The organism is Mitsuaria sp. PDC51 (genome assembly GCF_900113225.1).
Lineage (GTDB): Bacteria > Pseudomonadota > Gammaproteobacteria > Burkholderiales > Burkholderiaceae_C > Roseateles.
The window spans coordinates 509,496-527,561 of sequence record NZ_FOZE01000003.1; the positions used below are offsets into that span (position 1 = coordinate 509,496).

The following is an 18,066-nucleotide window of genomic DNA, read 5'->3' on the forward strand; positions in this document are numbered from 1 at the left end:
GCCGCCGGCTCAGCCGGCGTGCTTGTCAGCCTCGGAGGTGAACGCGTCGGCGTAGAACTCCTCCGCCGGCAGGCCGCAGCGGGCGACGAAGTCGCGCTGCGCCGACTCCACCATGACGGGCGCGCCGCAGGCGTAGACCTGGTGGCGCGAGAGGTCCGGCAGGTCGGCCATCACGGCCTGGTGGACGAATCCGGTGCGACCGGTCCAGCCGTCCTCGGCCCTGGGCTCGGACAGCACCGGCACGTAGCTCAGCGTGGGCATCGCCGCGGCGGCCTGGACCGCCCAGTCGTGCAGGTAGAGGTCGGCCTGGCCGCGCGCGCCCCAGTACAGCGTCACCGGGCGGGTGATGCCCTGGTCCTGGATGCGCTCCAGGATCGCCTTGATCGGCGCGAAGCCGGTGCCCGAGGCCAGCAGCACGATCGGCTTGTCGCTGTCCTCGCGCAGGAAGAAGCTGCCGAAGGGGCCTTCCATGCGAAGGATGTCCTTTTCCTTGAGCGCGCCGAAGACGTGGTCGGTGAACTTGCCGCCGGGCATGTGGCGGATGTGCAGCTCGATGGCCGGCGGGGTGCCCAGGCGGCTCGGTGCATTGGCCATCGAGTAGCTGCGGCGGGCGCCGTCGCGCAGGATGAACTCGACGTACTGGCCGGCGCGGTATTGCAGGTTCTGGTTGGCCGGCAGCTGCAGCCGGACGACGGCGACGTCGCCGGCCGGCTTCTCGATAGTGATCACGCGGCTGGGCAGCTTGAGCACCGGGAACTCGCCGGCGCCGGGCACCGTGCGGGCCTCGACGACGCAATCGGTCTGCGGCCTGGCGCAGCAGGTGAGGATCATGCCGGCGGCTTCCTCGGCCGGCGGCAGCGCCTTGGACTGGTGCTCGCCGTGCACGACCTGGCCCTCGACCAGCTTGCTCTTGCAGGAACCGCAGGCGCCGTCCTTGCAGCCGTAGGGCAGGCCGATGCCCTGGCGGATGGCGGCGGCCAGCACGGTTTCGTCGTCGTCGACGGTGAAGTTGCGGCCGGCGGGCAGGACGGTGACCTGGAAGCTCATGGTGCGGGGCGGCGCGGACGGACCCGCGTCATGTCGAGAGGGAAAGGAAGGCGGCGGAAGCGACACGGCCCGCGCGGTCCGGAGACCGGGGCGCGAGCCGTGCCAGCCGTAAACTGGCCCGCCATTTTGCCCCAGCCCCGCAGCGCCCCTCGTCATGCCTGGTTCCCCGTCCGCTTCGCCCGCCGCTTCCCATCGCGCCCGCCGCGGCCGCCTGTTGATCGTCGGCTGTGGCGACGTCGGCCTGCGCGTGCTGCGGCTGCTGGCCGGGCGCTGGACGGTCTTCGCGCTGACCAGCAGCGCCGCGCGCGTCGACGCGCTGCGCGCCGCGGGCGCGATCCCGCTGATCGGCGACCTGGACGACGCGGCGACGCTCGGTCGGCTCGCCGGCCTGGCGGACCGGGTGCTGCATCTGGCGCCGCCGGCCGCGCAGGGGCGCACCGACGAACGCACGCGGCACCTGCTGCAGGCGCTGTCGCGCTCGGGGGCGCCGCGGCACCTGGTCTATGCCAGCACCAGCGGCGTCTACGGCGACTGCGGCGGCGCGCGCATCGATGAGACGCGCCGTCCGAATCCGTCCAACGAGCGCGCCTGGCGCCGCGTCGATGCCGAGTCGCAGCTGCGCCAGTGGGGGCGGGCGACCGGCTGCCCGGTGACGATCCTGCGGGTGCCCGGCATCTATGCGTTCGACCGCGCCGGCGGGCATCCGCGCGAGCGGCTGGGCAAGGGCCTGCCGGTGCTGGCGCGCGAGGACGACGTCTACACCAACCACATCCAGGCCGATGACCTGGCGCGCGCCTGCCTGCTGGCGCTGATGCGCGGGCCGGCGCAGCGGGTGATCCACGCGAGCGACGACAGCGAGCTGCTGATGGGCGACTACTTCGACCTGGCCGCCGCGTTGTGCGGTTTGGCGCCGCCGGCGCGGGTCGCGCGCGCGCAGGCGTCGGCGGTGTTCTCGCCGATGCAGATGAGCTTCATGAATGAATCGCGCCGGATGGACAACGGTCGGCTCAAGCGCGAACTGCGCCTGCGGCTGCGTTATCCGACGCCGCGCGAGGGCCTGCTGGCGGTCGAACGCTGACCGCCGCGGGGGAGTCGCCGAGGGCTGAGCGTCCCGGCCGGCTTCAGCGCCGCCGTCCGCCGCGCCAGTAGTTCACCATCAGCCAGGCGCCCAGCATGCCGCCCAGGTGGGCGAAGTGGGCGATGCCGCTGGAGCTCGTGATGCCGAGCACCAGCTCGATCGCGCCGAAGATGGCGACGAAGACCTTGGCCTTCATCGGGATCGGGGGGAAGAGCGGCATGATGATCCGGTCCGGGAACATCAAGCCGTAGGACAGCAGCAGGCCGAAGAGCGCGCCCGAGGCGCCCACCGTCGGCGCGCCCGAGCCGATCAGCAGCGTGAACACGAGCTGCGCGGCGGCGGCCGTCAGCGCGCTGGCCACCAGCAGCTGCGCGTAGCGCTTGCCGCCCCACAGCGCTTCCAGCTCCGAGCCGAACATCCACAGGCCCAGCATGTTGAAGAACAGGTGCCAGGCGTCGCCGTGCAGGAAGGCGTAGGTCAGCGGCTGCCAGGGCTCGAAGCGGCCGGTGTTCAGCGGCCACAGCGCCATCTGGAAGTTCAGCATCGCCAGCGAGGGCACGACGATGGGCAGGCAGAACAGGCCCACGCAGATCAGCATGAAGGCCTTGGTGACCGGTGGAATGAATGGCATCGCGGCGCGTCTTCGGGGGAGACAAAGGAAAGGCGCCCTGCGGCGCCACCGGCGAATCCTGACCCCCGTCGTTGGGGGCAGGACGATCGGGCGAGTGTATCCAAGCTTGATGAGGGCAAGCACTGGCCCCCATCGGCGCGACCGCAGTGCGAGCGACGGCCGCGCCGATGTCGCGGGGGCGCGGCGGATCGCGCGGGCGCGGCGACGCCGAGCCGCGAATGCGGAACGAATGCGGAACGATGGGGCGTTGCTGAGACGAGAGCTGACCACTTTCCAGAGTGGTGCCCGGAGTCGGACTCGAACCGACACGCCTTGCGGCGGGGGATTTTGAGTCCCCTGCGTCTACCGATTTCGCCATCCGGGCGTCATCAGCAACGCGGCCCCGGTCGGATCGACGCTGGGGCCGCTGTGCGGGCCATCAACTGAAGCTTCGTCGTGGACAGAGCCAGAGGGGCCGCGAAAGAAAAGGCATTATGCCACCACAGCCATACGCCGACTGAGAGAATGCGCGGCTATGAGTGATGCAAGCGCCTTCGATCCCACGAGCTATCCGACCCTGGAAGACGTCATCGGCCACACGCCGCTGGTGCGGTTGCAACGCGTGCTGGGCCCGGCGCTGGCCGCGCGCGGCAATGTGCTGCTGGCCAAGCTGGAGGGCAACAACCCGGCGGGCTCGGTCAAGGATCGTCCGGCCATCAGCATGATCCGGCGCGCCGAGGAGCGCGGCGAGATCAAGCCCGGCGACACGCTCATCGAGGCGACCTCCGGCAACACCGGCATCGCGCTGGCGATGGCCGCGGCGATCCGCGGCTACCGGATGGTGCTGATCATGCCGGAGGACCTGTCGGTCGAGCGCGCCCAGACGATGAAGGCCTTCGGCGCCGAGCTGATCCTGACGCCGCGCTCCGGCGGCATGGAATACGCCCGCGACCTGGCCGAGCAGATGCAGCGTGACGGCAAGGGCCGCGTGCTCGATCAATTCGCCAATGGCGACAACCCCCGCATCCATTACGAGACCACCGGTCCCGAGATCTGGCGCGACACCGGCGGCCGCGTCACCCACTTCGTCAGCGCGATGGGCACGACCGGCACCATCACCGGCGTGTCGCGCTTCCTGAAGGAGCAGAACCCGGACGTGCGCATCGTCGGCGCGCAGCCGGCGGAAGGCTCGCGCATCCCCGGCATCCGCAAGTGGCCGCCGGCCTACCTGCCCAAGATCTACCGCCCGGAAACGGTGGACGAGCTGGTGCTGGTCGGCCAGTCCGATGCCGAGGACATGGCCCGCCGGCTGGCCCGCGAGGAAGGCCTGTTCGGCGGCATCTCGGCCGCGGGCGCCTGCTGGGTCGCGATGCAGATCGCGCGCCAGGTGAGCAACGCGACGATCGTGTTCGTCGTCTGCGACCGCGGCGACCGCTACCTGTCGACCGGCGTGTTCCCGGCTTGATGGTCGGAGGGCTGAGGGCCTGACTGCCTGACGGGCGGCCGGCGATCGGGGATGATCGCCGGATCGTGATCCGACGGCGCCGCGCGCCTTTGCCCATGACCTTCCGCTTCTGCCCGCAATGCGCCAGCGAACTGGCGTGGATCGAACTGCCGGAGGACGGCGGCCCCAAGACCCGGCTGCGCTGCCCCCGCTGCGACTTCACCCACTGGAACAACCCGACACCGGTGCTGGCGGCGGTGGTCGAGTGCGTCGACCGCGAGGGCCAGGTCTTGCTCGCCCGCAACGCCGCCTGGCCGGGGCGCTTCTTCGGATTGATCACCGGCTTCATGGAGGCCGGCGAGTCGCCGGAGGAGGGCATCCGGCGCGAGGTGCTGGAGGAGACCTCGCTCGAGGCCCTGGGCGCGACGCTGATCGGCGTCTACGACTTCCAGAAGAAGAACCAGGTCATCATCGCGTACCACGTGCCGGCGCGCGGCGAGGTCACGCTGTCGCCGGAGCTGGTCGAGTACTCGCTGACGCCGCCGGAGCAGCTCGAATGCTGGCCCGCCGGGACCGGCCAGGCGCTGGCGGACTGGCTGCGCGGTCGCGGCCTCGAGCCGAAGTGGATGGCGCCGCGCAGCTGAGCCGGGCTGACTAGAATCCGCCACATCGCCGGTGCGCGCGCCGGTCAGGACACAAACATGGACATCCACAAGGAACTCGACACCCGCGGACTGAACTGCCCGCTGCCCATCCTCAAGGCCAAGAAGGCGCTGGCGGAAATGGAAAGCGGCCAGCTGCTCAAGGTGGTCGCGACCGACCCGGGATCGATGCGCGACTTCCAGGCCTTCTCGCGCCAGACCGGCAATGAGCTGGTCGAGCAGACCAGCGCCGGCGACGAGTTCATCCACGTGCTCAAGCGCCGCTGAGCGCGGATCCGGAAACGAAGAAGGCCACGCGTTGCGTGGCCTTCGTGCTTCATGACGGGACAGTGACGGGAAGTCCTGCCGTCAGAAGTTCAGGGCGGTCAGATTTCCAGCGACTTCAGGTACTCGCGGAAGCTGGCGCCCAGTTGCGGATGGTCCAGCGCGAGCTCGACGTTGGCCTGCAGGAAACCTTCCTTGCTGCCGCAGTCGTAGCGCTTGCCGTCGTAGCGGAAGGCGAAGACCTTCTCGCGGCGCATCAGCGCGGCGATGCCGTCCGTCAGCTGGATCTCGCCGCCGACGCCGCGCGGCTGCGTGGCGATCTCGCGGAACACGCCCGGCGTGAGGATGTAGCGGCCGGCCACGCCCAGGCGCGACGGCGCGTCCTCGGGATTGGGCTTCTCGACCATGTGGGTCAGGTCCATCAGGCGGTCGCTGATGGCAGAGCCTGCCACGATGCCGTAGCGCTTGGTGTGCTCGGCGGGCACTTCCTGGACGGCCAGGATGGAGGCCTGCCATTCGGAGAACTGGTCCACCATCTGCTTGAGCACCGGTGGCTTGCCCACCATCAGGTCGTCGGCCAGCAGCACCGCGAAGGGCTCGTTGACGACCACGCATTGCGCGCACAGCACCGCGTGGCCCAGGCCCAGGGCCTTGGGCTGGCGGATGTAGATGCACTCCATGTCGTCGGGCTTGATCGAATGGACCAGCGCGAGCAGTTCCTTCTTGCCGGCGGCCTCGAGTTCGGTCTCGAGTTCGAATGCGGTGTCGAAGTGATCGGGAATGGCGCGCTTGTTACGTCCATTCACGAAGATCATCTGGCGGATGCCGGCCGCGTAGGCCTCCTCCACTGCGTACTGGATCAGCGGCTTGTCGACCACCGGCAGCATCTCCTTGGGCTGCGCCTTGGTGGCGGGCAGGAAGCGAGTGCCAAGTCCAGCAACCGGGAAGATTGCCTTGTTGATGAGGGCCATTTACGTACACTCCAACGGTAATTGCGCCGGCATTCTTGCATGGCGCTACTGAAAGAAAATCAAACAATCCTCTCCAAACCCCTCATGTCAGTGCTAGTCCTGGAACCGCTGGAGGCAGACGTCCTGGAATGGCTGGCGGAGCGCCATGCCGTGCAGGTCGCCCCCGAGCCGGCGGACGCGCCGCTGACGCTGAGAGAGCATGTTGCGCAGGCCCAGGCAATTTTCCTGCCCGCCTCCGTCGCGCTGGACGCGGACACCGTCCGCCGCGCGCCGCGACTGCGTGCCGTCGGGCGCATCGGCGCCGGCGCGGAGAACATCGATCTGGAAGCCTGCCGCGCCGCCAACATCGAAGTGGTGCGCGCGCCGACGGCGGCGGCCTCGGCCGAAGCGGAGTTCGTCATCGGCGCCTTGCTCGCGCTGCTGCGCCGCGTGCCGGTGCAGGGCGCGGACGGCCAGTGGGTGGGGCGCGAGCTCGGTTGCGCCACCATCGGCCTGGTGGGCCTGACGCCCTCGGCGCGCCAGCTCGCCACGCTGCTGCCGGTGTTTGGTGCGCGCGTGATCGGTTATGACCCCAGCCTGCACCATGCCGATCCGCTCTGGGCGCAGTGGGGCATCGAACCCTATGGACTGCGCGAACTGATGCAGGCCGCCGACGGCGTCAGCGTGCAGCTCGCGTATTTCCCGCGCTACCGCGGCCTGATCGGCGAGCGGGTGCTGAACTTCTGCAAGCCGTCTCAGGTGCTGGTGTCGACCTCGCACTCGGCCCTGTTCGACGAACAGGCGCTGGCGGACGCGCTGCATGGCGGCCGATTGCTGGCCGCGTGGCTGGACCTGATGGAGCCCGGCCTGATGGAAGCCGGGCGCCCCTTGCATGGGGCGCCCGGTCTGCAGGTCACGCCGCGCGTGGCGGCGACGACCCGGGAGTCACGGATGCGCGCCGCGTGGAGCGTGGCGCGGCGGATCTCGGAGATCCTGTCCACGCCCGCGACGCAGGCCGAATTCAGGCCGACCCACCCAGGCGCGCTGCCTGATCTTTTAGCCGAACCACGGTGGCGCTGAAGTCGGCGATGCGCTGACGTTCCTGCTCCACGACGGCCGCCGGGGCGCGCGCCACGAAGCTCTCATTACCCAGCTTGGCATTGGCCTTGGCGACCTCGCCTTCCAGGCGGGCAATCTCCTTGGCGATGCGGGCGCGCTCGGCCTCGACGTCGATCTCCACTTTCAGCGCCAGGCGCGCCGCGCCGTGCACCAGCACCGGCGACATCGCGCTCTGCTGGTTGAAGGCGGCCTCGTCCTCGATCAGCTCGACGCTCTGCAGCTTGGCCAGCACCTTCAGCGCCGGCGCGGCCTCGCGCAGGAAGGACAGGTCGCCGCCGGCCAGCAGCGGCACGCGGTCGGACGGGCTCAGGCCCATCTCGCCGCGCAGGCTGCGGCAGGTGCCGACCACGGCCTTGAGCTGCTCGACCCAGGCGATGGCCTGCGGGTCGATGCGCTCGGGCTGCGCGACCGGGTAGGGCGCGGTCACCAGGTAGTCGGTGGACTTGCGGCCGGCGATCGGCGCGACGGTCTGCCAGAGTTCCTCGGTGATGAAGGGCGCGATCGGGTGCAGCAGACGCAGGATGGTCTCGAGCACGCGGATCAGCGTGCGGCGCGTGCCGCGCTGCGCGGCCTCGTTGCCCTCGGCCTGCGCGGTCTGCAGCTGCACCTTGGCCAGCTCCAGATACCAGTCGCAGTACTCGTCCCACACGAAGGAATAGATCGCGTTGGCGACCTGGTCCAGGCGGTAGTCGGCGAAGCCCTGCGCGACGGCCTGCTCGACCTGCTGCAGCTCGCTGACGATCCAGCGGTCGGCCTGCGAGAACTGCAGGTAACCGTGCGCGCTGCCGCCTGGCGCGCATTGCTCCTTCGAGTGCTCGACCAGGCCGCAGTCCTGGCCTTGCGTGTTCATCAGCACGAAGCGGGTGGCGTTCCACAGCTTGTTGCAGAAGTTCCGGTAGCCCTCGCAGCGCTTGCTGTCGAAGTTGACGCTGCGGCCCAGCGTCGCCATCGCCGCGAAGGTGAAACGCAGCGCGTCGGCGCCGTAGCCGGGGATGCCTTCGGGGAATTCCTTCTCGGTGGCCTTGCGGACCTTGGGCGCGGTCTCGGGCTTGCGCAGGCCCTGGGTGCGCTTGTCCAGCAGCGGGGCCAGCTCGATGCCGTCGATCAGGTCGACCGGGTCCAGCACGTTGCCCTCGGACTTGCTCATCTTCTTGCCCTGCGCGTCCAGCACCAGGCCGTGGATGTACACATGCTTGAAGGGCACCTTGCCGGTGAAGTGCGTCGTCATCATGATCATCCGGGCGACCCAGAAGAAGATGATGTCGTAGCCGGTGACCAGCACCGACGACGGCAGGAACAGGTCCTGCTCGAGCGTCTTGGCGGGCCAGCCCAGCGTCGAGAACGGCACCAGCGCCGACGAGTACCAGGTGTCCAGCACGTCCTCGTCGCGCTTGAGCGGGCCGGTGTAGCCGGCGGCGGTGGCCTTGGCCTGCGCCTCGGCCTCGTCATGGGCGACGAAGATCTCGCCGCCCGTGCCGAACCAGGCCGGGATCTGGTGGCCCCACCAGAGCTGGCGCGAGATGCACCAGTCCTGGATGTTGCCCATCCACTGGTTGTAGGTGTTGACCCAGTTCTCGGGCACGAACCTGACCTCGCCGCTGGCGACCACGTCGATGGCCTTCTGCGCGATGGACTTGCCGTCCTTGCCCGGCTTGCTGGTGGCGACGAACCACTGGTCCGTCAGCATCGGCTCGACGATCTGCCCGGTGCGCGTGCAGCGCGGGACCATCAGCTTGTGCTTCTTGACCTCGACCAGCAGGCCTTGCTCCTCCAGCGCCTTGACGATCGCCTTGCGCGCCGCGAAGCGGTCCAGGCCGCGGTACTCGGCCGGGATCTCGTCCATCGTGTCGACGACGGTCGCGTCCAGCGTGAAGATGGTCAGCATCGGCAGCTGGTGGCGCTGGCCGACCTGGTAGTCGTTGGTGTCGTGGGCCGGCGTGACCTTGACGACGCCGGTGCCGAATGCCTTGTCGACGTACTCGTCGGCGATCACCGGCACCAGGCGACCGGTGATGGGCAGCTTCACCTGCTGGCCGATCAGGTGCTTGTAGCGCTCGTCCTCGGGATGGACCATCACCGCGGTGTCGCCCAGCATGGTCTCGGGCCGCGTGGTCGCCACGACCAGCGACTCGCCGCCCTCGGCCAGCGGATAGCGGATGTGCCACAGCGAACCTTCCTCCTCCTCGCTCTCGACCTCGAGGTCGGAGACGGCGGACTTCAGGATCGGGTCCCAGCTGACCAGGCGCTTGCCGCGGTAGATCAGGCCTTCGTCGAAGAGCTTGACGAAGGTGTCGACGACGACGGTCGACAGCTTCTCGTCCATCGTGAAGTACTCGTGGCCCCAGGACACCGAGTCGCCCATGCGGCGCATCTGCTGCGTGATGGTGGAGCCGGACTGCTGCTTCCATTCCCAGACGCGGGCGACGAAGTTCTTGCGGCCCAGGTCGTGGCGGCTCTGGCCCTGGCCCTGCAGCTGGCGCTCGACGACGATCTGCGTGGCGATGCCGGCGTGGTCGGTGCCGGGGACCCACAGCGTGTTGTGGCCGCGCATCCGGTGGTAGCGCGTCAGCGAGTCCATGATGGTCTGGTTGAACGCATGCCCCATGTGCAGCGTGCCGGTGACGTTGGGCGGCGGCAGCTGGATGCTGAACGACGGCCTGGCCGGATCGAGCGTCGGCTCGTAGAGGCCCTTGGACTCCCACAGCGGGCCCCAATGGGCTTCGAGAGAGGCGGGTTCGAAGGACTTGGCGAGTTCGGTCATGGGGGCGCTCCGCCGCGAGGCGGTGTCATCTAGGCGAGGGACACGGAGCCGGCGATTGTAGAGGGCCATGGCTCCGGCGAGCCCCGTTCCGGGCGCGCGGAACGGGGGACAGCCGAGGGGGGAGAACAGTCGCCCGGGCGGGGGATGTCGAAAACCAGACCCCTGACGCGTCGTGTCAGCAGAGGCGCTGCCTCCCCCCTTGGAGGCATTCCGTCGGGTGGGCAGGGGGCGATACAAAACGAAAAGCAGCGATACCGCGGTGAGATGCCCCGACGAGGCGGCATGGGAATCATGGCGACATGGATTCACCGCCCGGACAACCGGGCTTTACCGAGGAACTGCACCATGCACCTGTTTCGACGCTGGAGCCACCACCATGAACGTCAGCACGCTCACTTCGGCCACGATGGTCGCTTCGGTCCTTTCGGCCCTGTGTGTGACGATGGCTTCTACGGCCCGCTGCCCGTCCACGGCCCCTGGCACCGGTTCGCCGGTTTCGGCGGTTTCCCGTGGGGCTGGGGCGGGCTCGGACGCGAGCAATTCCGACACGGCCGCCACCGCCACCACGGTGGCCCTGGTCACCACGGCGGTGATGGGTGGGGCGGCTTCGGCGGGGGCCTGGGACCCGATGCCCACGGTCGCCGCGGCGGGCGGCTGCAAGCCCGGGCCCGCGCCTTTCTGGACCTGAGCGACAGCCAGGCCGAGCTGCTGGAGCGCCTGGTCGACCAGCTCGGCACGGCGCGGCGCGCGGTCAAGGCGCTGGCCCGTGGTCCGGAGGTCGCCCGGCTGATCGAGAGCGACAACTTCCGCCGCGAGGAGGCGCAGGAACTCTTCGACGGCCAGGTCGAGGCGCTGCGGGCGACCGGTCCCGCGCTGTTGGCGGCCGTCGGCGACTTCTTCGACGCGCTCGACTTCGACCAGCAGCAGATGCTGCGTTTCCTGTTGCGCCGGCTGCGTCGCCGCGCCGGACGCGACGGACGCGACGGACGCGACGGCGGCCGGGGTGGCCGCGACCGTCGCGACGGTCACGGCGCTGCCAACGACCGGGGCCTTTGATGGACGGCCGCGACTGCCGGCAGCCTCCGGGGCTGCTGCGGCCGGTCATCGACCGCAACCGCTGCGAAGGCAAGGGCGATTGCGTCGAGGTCTGCCCCTATGGCGTGTTCTCGGTCGGCACCTTGCCGGCGGAGCGCCGCAAGGACCTGAGCCTCTTCGGCAAGCTGCGCGGTTATGCGCACGGCTGGCAGCAGGCCTTCACGCCGAATGCCGACGCCTGCCGGGCCTGCGGCCACTGCGTGAAGGCCTGCCCGGAGCGCGCCATCACGCTGGTCCGGCACACGCGCGCCGCGGGCGCCGACGGCTCCCCGGGCCAGGCGGCTGGGCACAATGGACGGCACGATGCACCGACTGCTGCTGATTGACGACGACGAGGCGCTGGCCGCGCCGCTGGCGAGCTACCTGGCGCGTTTCGACTTCGCGCTGAGCGCCGTGACGCGGCCGAGCGCCGCGCTGGCGCGGCTGGCCGAGGAGCGCTTCGACGCGCTGATCCTGGACGGCATGCTGCCGGAGATGGACGGCTTCGCCTTCTGCAAGCGCGTGCGCGGCGGCAGCGAGCCGTGGCGCGAGATCCCGATCCTGATGCTGACCGCGCGGGGCGACCTGACCGACCGGGTGGTGGGCCTGGAGCTGGGCGCGGACGATTACCTGGCCAAACCCTTCGAGCCCCGCGAGCTGGCCGCGCGCCTGCAGACCATCCTGCGCCGCACGCGCCTGGCGCCGGCGGCGGTCGCGCCGGCGACGCTGCTGCGCTTCGAGGGGCTGGAGATCGACACCGCGCGCCGCCTGGTCACGGCCGGCACCGGCCCCGTCGAGCTGACCAGTACCGAATACGAGCTGCTGGTGATGCTCGCCCGCGAGCCCGGGCGGGTGTTCTCCCGCGACGAGATCCTGAACCGGCTGCGCGGGCAGGAGGCCGATCTGTTCACCCGGGCGGTGGACATCCTGGTGAGCCGTATGCGTCGCAAGCTCGAGCCGCTGGAGGCGCTCAAGACGCTGCGCAACGCGGGCTACTGCTTCGCGTTGCCGGTAGCGGGCGGTGCGGCGTCCGGCGGCGGGGAGGGCGGGTCATGAAGGGACCGCGTCACCCCTACGACCATTGGCGCGACCGGCTCGACCGGCGGGACCGGCGCGGCGACCGCGGCGACGGCGGCGACCGCAATGACGGCAATGACGGTAATGACGGCAACGACCGCCATGCGCCGTGGGAACGGCGCGCGCGCGGCGCGGCCGGATCGGCCGGCCCGGACGGTCCCGGCGGTCCCGGCGAGTGGAGCGACCCCCGCTGCGGCGATCCGCGCTGGCATGCGCCGCGCGACGCCTGGTGGTTGCGCCTGCACGAGGAACGGCTCAGGCACCACCGCAAGCGCCTGGACAAGATGCGGCGCTGGGCGGAGATGGAGGCCATGGGCGGCCCGTTCCCGCGGGGCCGCGGCTGGCGCTGGCATATGCGGGCGCGCAACCGCTGGCACCAGCGGTGGCATCGCCACCATGCGCACTTCAAGCATTCGCTGGGCGCGCGGCTGATCGCGATCTTCGTCGTGCTGGCCTGCGCGGGTAGCGCGATCCTGTGGGGCTCGATGAAGGTCGAGTACGGGTGGCTCTGGGCCGTGCCGCTGCTGTTGCTGGTGACCGGCCTGGCCTACGGCGGCATCCGCCGCCTGGTGGCGCCGCTGCGCGAGCTGGCGGCGGGCGCGGAGGCCTTCGGGCGCGGCGACCTCGCGCATCGCGTGCCCATCCGCCACCGCGACGAGATCGGCGACCTGGCGCACCGCTTCAACCAGATGGCCCAGGACATCCAGGCGATGCTCGACGGCAAGCGCGCCCTGCTGCTGGCGATCAGCCATGAGCTGCGCAGCCCGCTGACGCGCGCGCGGCTGCATGCGGAACTGGTCGACGAGGGGGCCTCGAAGGCGGCGCTGCTGGACGAGCTGGCGCAGATGCGGGAGTTGATCTCGGCCCTGCTGGAGAGCGAGCGGCTGGGCAGCGGGCATCGCGCGCTGCAGGTCGGCGATTGCGACCTCGGCGCGCTGGCGCGCGAGCAGGACCAGCCCGGCGTCACGCTCAGCATCGATCCCGACCTGCCCGTGCTGCAGCTGGACCGGATGCGGGTGCAACTGCTGCTGCGCAACCTGGTGCACAACGCGCTGCGTCACAACGACGCGGCGAGCGGCCCGGTGCGGGTCAGCGTCGAGCGCGATGGCGACGGCGTGCGGCTCACCGTGCGCGACCACGGCCCCGGCGTGCCGCCCGAGGCGCTCCCACAGCTCGGCCAGCCCTTCTTCCGCCCCGACGAGGCGCGCGCGCGCAGCGAAGGCGGCGTGGGCCTGGGACTGTCGCTGTGCCGGCTCGTGGCCGAGGCGCACGGCAGCCGGCTCGAGTTGCGCAATGCCGAACCGGGGTTCGAGGCGGTCGTGCGATTCCGCTGAGCCGCCTCAAGCGAGTGGCTCTCGTCGCGGGTGTCACCGAGACAAGTCGGTCGCCCCACGAGGACTGGTGTGGCGCTCATGCCGACGGTTTCATCGAATCGATTTCATTGATCTTTTCGTGCCAGGTCTTGCGCCGGCCACGCTGAAGATGCATCCCCCGCGTCGCTGATGCGGTCCCTGTCATCCCCACGAAGGTGATGCCTATGCATTGATCCGATCCGAACTGGAGCTGTCCATGTCCACGATGTCCCTCTCTCCCTCCGCCCCGGCCATTCCGGCCGTCCCGATGACGCCGTCCGGCTGTCCCGTCACCGCCGCCGCGGCACTGCTCGACGAGGCCGACGAGCCTGACGAGCGCAACGAGTCCGACGGGCTCGACGAGCGCGACCTGCCCAAGGCGGCCCGCGGCGCCAGCGCGCCTCCGCCGGCGCCGCCCCCGCGTCCCCCGAAGCTGCTGTTCATGCAGGAGGTCCTCGAGCAGATCCGCCCCCTGGAGGGCATGACGCGCGAGGAGTTCGAGGCCTTCCTCTACAGCTCGCGGATGTATCCCTCGCTGAGCCGCTTCGAGCCCGCCTGCGTCGAGTATTTCGTCCCGCGCAGCGACATCACTGTCGGCCTGGCGATGAAGACGCTGCGCGAGCGCATCGAGCATGCGGCGGTCGTGGCCGAACTCGTCTACCGCCTCAAGCGCGACGATGACGAGGACGGCGCGCTGTGCAACGACGACGAGGCCGTCATCGCCTCCGCCGCGATCCGCGACGACCTGCGCGAGGCGCTGGGCATGCTCGGCGTCTACGAGCAGGCCATCCGCGACGGGGTGGCCGTCGTCCAGTACCACCAGCGGGTGCCGGCCGAGGTCGCTTGAGCGACGACCGGGGAGAGGGGAGCGGCCGCCGTGTCGCTCCGGTAAGAAACGGGTAAGGCGCTGGAGCGGACGATGGCCATCCCTTGCCTCCCTGCCTCCCTTACCATGTGCCGCTTCGGCCCCCTCTCCCCATGAATCGAATCGCCCTGGTGGAGGATCACGTCCGGCTTGCCGGACTGATCCGTCAGGCCCTGCAGGCCGCCGGCATTCCGACGGACGTCTTCCATGCGATGGAGGCGGCCTGGGTCGCGCATCGCGAGGTCGGCTATGCGGCGCTGGTCATCGATCGGGGCCTGCCCGACGGCGACGGCCTGGCGCTGGTCAAGCGCCTGCGGGCCGAGCGGCAGGGCACGCCCTGCCTGATGCTGACCGCGCGGGACGCACTCCACGACCGGGTCGAGGGCCTGGAGTCCGGCGCCGACGATTACCTCGCCAAGCCCTTTCCGATGGAGGAACTGGTGGCGCGGGTGCGGGCGCTGATGCGCCGCCCGGCGGCGGTGCGCCCGCCGCGCGCCCTGTTCGGCGACATCGAGGTCGACGTCGGCGAGGCGCTGCTGCTGCGCGGGGGCGCCTCGGTGGCGCTGGCGCCGGCGGAGCTGCAGATCGCGATCACGCTGGTGCAGCAGCAGGGGCGCACGGTCCGGCGCGCGGCGCTGGAGGCGGCGGCCTGGGGGCTGTCCGACGCGGTGACGCCGAATGCGCTCGACGTCGCGCTGCATCGTCTGCGCAAGAAGCTGGCGTCGCTCGGATCGAGCCTGCGCATCGTCAATCTCCGGAACCATGGATATGCGCTTCAAGATGCGTTGGCCGAATAGCCTGCGCAACCGGGTGCTGGCGGTGCTGGCGGCCAGCATGGTGCTCAGCGCGCTGCTGGTGGGCCTGGCGTCCACCGTGCTGTGGGAGCCGTTCACGCGCTGGGTGCTGCGCGATCAGATCGAGGACAACGGCGCCGCGCTGGCCCGGCACATGCGCTTCGATGCCGCGGGGCGTCCGAGCGGTTTCGACGAGGCCAAGATCGAGCCCTGGCTCTTCGAGAGCTTCCGGGCGGAGGTCCTGTTGCGGGTCATCGACGCCAACGGCCGCGCCATCTATGCCACCGACGGCGAGACGGCGGTGCTCACCCGGAACGGCAAGGGCTTCGAGCCCTGGCGCCAGTCCTTCACCTTCACGCACCGCGGCGTGGCCATGCATGGCGTGACGATTCCGCGCGAGCACGCCGGCAAGCGGCTGTTCGTCCAGTTCGCGGTCAGCGACCGCATGGTGCTGCAGATGCGCGAGTCGATCGGGCTGGACGTCCTGCGCCAGGGCCTCATGGCCTTGGCGGCGACCTTCGTGCTGGTCTTCTTCGTGACGATTCACCTGGCGCTGCGGCAGGCGCTGCAGCCGGTGCGCGAGGCTTCCAGCGCGGCGCGCCGCATCGCGCCGCGCACGCTCGATCAGCGATTGCCGGCCGCCGGCCAGCCGCGCGAACTGCGGCCGCTGGTCGAGGCCTTCAACGCGGCGCTGGACCGGCTGCAGGGGGGCTTCAAGACGCAGCAGGAGTTCCTCTCCAACGCGGCGCATGAGTTGAAGACGCCGCTGGCGCTGATCCGCGCGCAGGTGGAACTGGCGGAGCCGGGCGTGTGGCGCGAGCAGATCCTGGAGGACGTCGACCGTGTCGCGCGCCAGGTGCAGCAGCTGTTGCTGCTGGCCGAAGCCAGCGAGCAGCGCAACTACCGGGTCGAGGCGATCGATCCCAAGCCCGCCGTGCGCGAGGTTTTCGACTTCATGGAGCGGGTGGCCTCGCGGCACGGTGTCACGCTGGGCTTGCAGCTCAGTCCCGCGCTGCGCTTCTGGCACGTCGATCGGGGCGCGCTGTTCACGCTGCTGAAGAACCTGCTCGAGAACGCGATCCAGCACAGTCCGCCGGGCGGCGTGGTGACCCTGGCCGTGAGCCCCGACGGGTTCTCGGTGCTGGACTACGGCAAGGGCGTGGCCGAGGAAGATCTGCCGCGGCTGTTCGAGCGCTTCTGGCGCGGCGTCGACCGGCGCGAGCAGGGCGCAGGCCTGGGCCTGGCGATCTGCACCGAGATCGCCGCGGCCCACGGCTGGCGGCTGAGCGCACACCGCCGCTCGCCGGGGCTGGAGCTGCGCTGCGACATGACCGCGACCGCTGAGCCCGCCGCGCCGTCGGCCGAGGCGCCGGCGGACGCGCCGCCGCGAGTGCCGGTGCTGGACATCGCGCCGCCCGGGCGTGCCGCTGCCTGCGGATTCCAGGCGGACTATGCGCAGTCGATGCGGCGGGCGCTGTTCTGACGGGACCGTCTGACTTCCGGCTCGGGCGCCTCCGGGATGGTCCCGAGCTCCCGGCTTGAGTTCCTCGCGTGGCGCTGGGTAGGATGCCCGGATGCCTGCCGCCGCCGACCCTTCGCCCGACACCCGCCTGCGCGACCTCGCCCGCCTGCGCCGCGTGCGCGACCGGATCGATCGCGAGTACGCCCAGCCGCTGGACGTCGAGGCGCTGGCCGCGGGCGTGCACATGTCCTCCGGTCACCTGAGCCGGCAGTTCCGCCTGGCTTACGGCGAGTCCGTCTACGCCTACCTGATGACCCGCCGCATCGAGCGCGCCATGGCGCTGCTGCGCCGCGGCGACCTCAGCGTCACCGAGGTCTGCTTCGAGGTCGGGTGCGCCTCGCTGGGCACCTTCAGCACGCGCTTCACCGAGCTCGTCGGCGTCCCGCCGAGCGCCTACCGCCGCGACGCCGCGCGCGAGGGCGAGGGCCTGCCGTCCTGCGTGGCCAAGCAGGTGACGCGTCCGATCAGGAATCGAGAAGCGCCGGAGAAACAGCCCACCTAGACTGCGTCGCATGGGTCCGGAACCCCGGCGGCGACGGCCGCCGACCACGCTGACCGCAACCGATCTGGAGATTCACATGGACATCACCATCCACTCGACCTTCCTGCCGCACACCGACGCCGAGGCCTCGCTGGCCTTCTACCGCGACGGCCTGGACTTCGAGATCCGCAAGGACGTCGCCTTCGGCGGCAATCGCTGGATCACCATCGGCCCCAAGGGCAAACCCGACACCTCCATCGTGCTGTTCCCGCCGAACGCGACGCCCGGCGTCACCGACGACGAGAAGCGCACCATCGCCGAGATGATGGCCAAGGGCACCTTCGCGATGTTGCTGCTCGGCGCGAAGGACCTGGACGCGACCTTCCAGCGCCTGCAGTCGCAGGACGCGGAGATCGTGCAGGAGCCCACCGACCAGCCCTACGGCGTGCGCGACTTCGGCGTGCGCGACCCGGCCGGCAACATGATCCGTATCCAGCAGCTGAAGAACTGAGCGGAGGACGACATGCCCACCACGACCCCGAGCACGACGACCGAAGCGGCCGGCGCCGTCGATGCCGCCGCGATGATCGATGCCCGCATCGCCGAGCTCGGCGACTGGCGCGGCGAGATGCTGGCGCGGCTGCGCCGGCTGATGAAGGAGGCGGTGCCCGGCGTCGAGGAGACCTGGAAGTGGCGGGGCACGCCGGTCTGGGAACGCAACGGCCAGATCTGCACCGGCGAGACCTACAAGGAGGTCGTGAAGATGACCTTCGCGAAGGGCGCGAAGCTGGCCGATCCGACCCGGCTCTTCAATTCCAGCCTCGATGGCAACGTGCGCCGCGCCATCGACATCCGCCAGGGCGACCCGGTGGACGAGCAGGCGCTCAAGGCGCTGTTCAAGGCCGCCGCCGCGCTGAACGACGCGGCGGCGAAGCCGAAAAAGGCGACGCGCGCGGCGTGACGCCG

The 18,066-nt window shown here is 70.3% G+C and carries 19 protein-coding genes and 1 tRNA gene; 15 read left to right on the forward strand and 5 right to left on the reverse strand.

The window, feature by feature from the left end; genetic code table 11:
* Positions 1-9 precede the first annotated feature (9 nt).
* Entirely contained in the window at positions 10-1,047 is a 1,038-nt protein-coding gene (locus tag BM393_RS22680) for a CDP-6-deoxy-delta-3,4-glucoseen reductase (protein WP_091733282.1), read from the reverse strand.
* A gap of 154 nt (positions 1,048-1,201) precedes the next feature.
* On the opposite strand from BM393_RS22680, the gene BM393_RS22685 reads away from it, so the two are divergent.
* Positions 1,202-2,125 carry an NAD-dependent epimerase/dehydratase family protein gene (locus BM393_RS22685; RefSeq protein WP_091733284.1) on the forward strand — a complete coding sequence of 308 codons (924 nt, stop codon included), beginning with the start codon at positions 1,202-1,204 and terminating at the stop codon, positions 2,123-2,125.
* A gap of 43 nt (positions 2,126-2,168) precedes the next feature.
* On the opposite strand, the gene BM393_RS22690 is transcribed toward BM393_RS22685, so the two are convergent.
* Both BM393_RS22690 and BM393_RS22695 read right to left on the reverse strand, forming a co-directional pair.
* Positions 2,169-2,756, reverse strand: a complete 588-nt coding sequence (locus tag BM393_RS22690) for a rhomboid family intramembrane serine protease (protein WP_091733286.1) — start codon at positions 2,754-2,756, stop codon at positions 2,169-2,171.
* A gap of 279 nt (positions 2,757-3,035) precedes the next feature.
* A tRNA-Leu gene (locus BM393_RS22695) sits at positions 3,036-3,120 on the reverse strand.
* 150 nt (positions 3,121-3,270) lie between these two features.
* Here BM393_RS22695 and cysM point away from each other — a divergent pair.
* From cysM to BM393_RS22710, 3 genes are all read left to right on the forward strand, one after another.
* The gene (gene cysM / locus BM393_RS22700) at positions 3,271-4,200 is read left to right on the forward strand and encodes a cysteine synthase CysM (protein WP_091733289.1); all 930 of its coding nucleotides are present in this window, start codon (positions 3,271-3,273) and stop codon (positions 4,198-4,200) included.
* A 95-nt stretch (positions 4,201-4,295) separates the two neighbouring features.
* Positions 4,296-4,823: an NUDIX domain-containing protein gene (locus BM393_RS22705; protein WP_091733292.1), complete on the forward strand. Its 528-nt coding sequence runs from the start codon at positions 4,296-4,298 to the stop codon at positions 4,821-4,823.
* Positions 4,824-4,880: 57 nt separating this feature from the next.
* On the forward strand, positions 4,881-5,108 hold the full coding sequence (locus tag BM393_RS22710; protein ID WP_091733295.1) for a sulfurtransferase TusA family protein: 228 nt from the start codon (positions 4,881-4,883) through the stop codon (positions 5,106-5,108).
* Between the two features lie 98 nt (positions 5,109-5,206).
* Here the strand turns inward: BM393_RS22710 and galU are convergent, their stop codons facing one another.
* On the reverse strand, positions 5,207-6,076 hold the full coding sequence (galU, locus tag BM393_RS22715) for a UTP--glucose-1-phosphate uridylyltransferase GalU (RefSeq protein WP_091733299.1): 870 nt from the start codon (positions 6,074-6,076) through the stop codon (positions 5,207-5,209).
* 84 nt (positions 6,077-6,160) lie between these two features.
* Between galU and BM393_RS22720 the strand changes: the two genes are divergently transcribed.
* The gene (locus BM393_RS22720; RefSeq protein ID WP_091733303.1) at positions 6,161-7,135 is read left to right on the forward strand and encodes a D-isomer specific 2-hydroxyacid dehydrogenase family protein; all 975 of its coding nucleotides are present in this window, start codon (positions 6,161-6,163) and stop codon (positions 7,133-7,135) included.
* Here the strand turns inward: BM393_RS22720 and BM393_RS22725 are convergent.
* A complete protein-coding gene (locus tag BM393_RS22725; RefSeq protein ID WP_091733308.1) occupies positions 7,077-9,935 on the reverse strand; it encodes a valine--tRNA ligase in 2,859 nt (952 codons plus the stop codon). The two genes, BM393_RS22720 and BM393_RS22725, sit on opposite strands and share 59 nt — an antisense overlap.
* A gap of 282 nt (positions 9,936-10,217) precedes the next feature.
* Between BM393_RS22725 and BM393_RS22730 the strand changes: the two genes are divergently transcribed.
* The 10 genes from BM393_RS22730 (at position 10,218) to BM393_RS22775 (ending at position 18,061) form a co-directional block, all read left to right on the forward strand.
* Positions 10,218-10,991, forward strand: a complete 774-nt coding sequence (locus BM393_RS22730) for a hypothetical protein (protein WP_141225450.1) — start codon at positions 10,218-10,220, stop codon at positions 10,989-10,991.
* Positions 10,991-11,356 (forward strand): ferredoxin family protein, encoded by a 366-nt coding sequence (locus BM393_RS22735; RefSeq protein WP_091733869.1) that lies wholly within the window; start codon positions 10,991-10,993, stop codon positions 11,354-11,356. Before BM393_RS22730 ends, BM393_RS22735 begins: the two co-directional genes overlap by 1 nt.
* Complete coding sequence (locus BM393_RS22740) at positions 11,334-12,065, forward strand: response regulator transcription factor (protein WP_091733871.1); 732 nt, start codon at positions 11,334-11,336, stop codon at positions 12,063-12,065. Before BM393_RS22735 ends, BM393_RS22740 begins: the two co-directional genes overlap by 23 nt.
* Entirely contained in the window at positions 12,062-13,420 is a 1,359-nt protein-coding gene (locus BM393_RS22745) for a cell wall metabolism sensor histidine kinase WalK (RefSeq protein WP_254783574.1), read from the forward strand. Before BM393_RS22740 ends, BM393_RS22745 begins: the two co-directional genes overlap by 4 nt.
* Positions 13,421-13,655: 235 nt before the next feature.
* Entirely contained in the window at positions 13,656-14,285 is a 630-nt protein-coding gene (locus tag BM393_RS22750; RefSeq protein ID WP_141225451.1) for a hypothetical protein, read from the forward strand.
* A 131-nt stretch (positions 14,286-14,416) separates the two neighbouring features.
* On the forward strand, positions 14,417-15,100 hold the full coding sequence (locus tag BM393_RS22755) for a response regulator transcription factor (protein WP_091733315.1): 684 nt from the start codon (positions 14,417-14,419) through the stop codon (positions 15,098-15,100).
* Positions 15,084-16,580, forward strand: a complete 1,497-nt coding sequence (locus tag BM393_RS22760; RefSeq protein ID WP_175538471.1) for an ATP-binding protein — start codon at positions 15,084-15,086, stop codon at positions 16,578-16,580. The genes BM393_RS22755 and BM393_RS22760 overlap by 17 nt, the downstream gene beginning before the upstream one ends.
* Before the next feature lie 91 nt (positions 16,581-16,671).
* Positions 16,672-17,121, forward strand: a complete 450-nt coding sequence (locus tag BM393_RS22765) for a helix-turn-helix transcriptional regulator (RefSeq protein WP_091733320.1) — start codon at positions 16,672-16,674, stop codon at positions 17,119-17,121.
* Between the two features lie 76 nt (positions 17,122-17,197).
* Positions 17,198-17,611, forward strand: coding sequence for a VOC family protein (locus tag BM393_RS22770; RefSeq protein ID WP_091733323.1), 414 nt, complete (start codon positions 17,198-17,200; stop codon positions 17,609-17,611).
* 12 nt (positions 17,612-17,623) lie between these two features.
* Positions 17,624-18,061, forward strand: a complete 438-nt coding sequence (locus BM393_RS22775) for a DUF1801 domain-containing protein (protein ID WP_091733325.1) — start codon at positions 17,624-17,626, stop codon at positions 18,059-18,061.
* Positions 18,062-18,066: the final 5 nt, after the last annotated feature.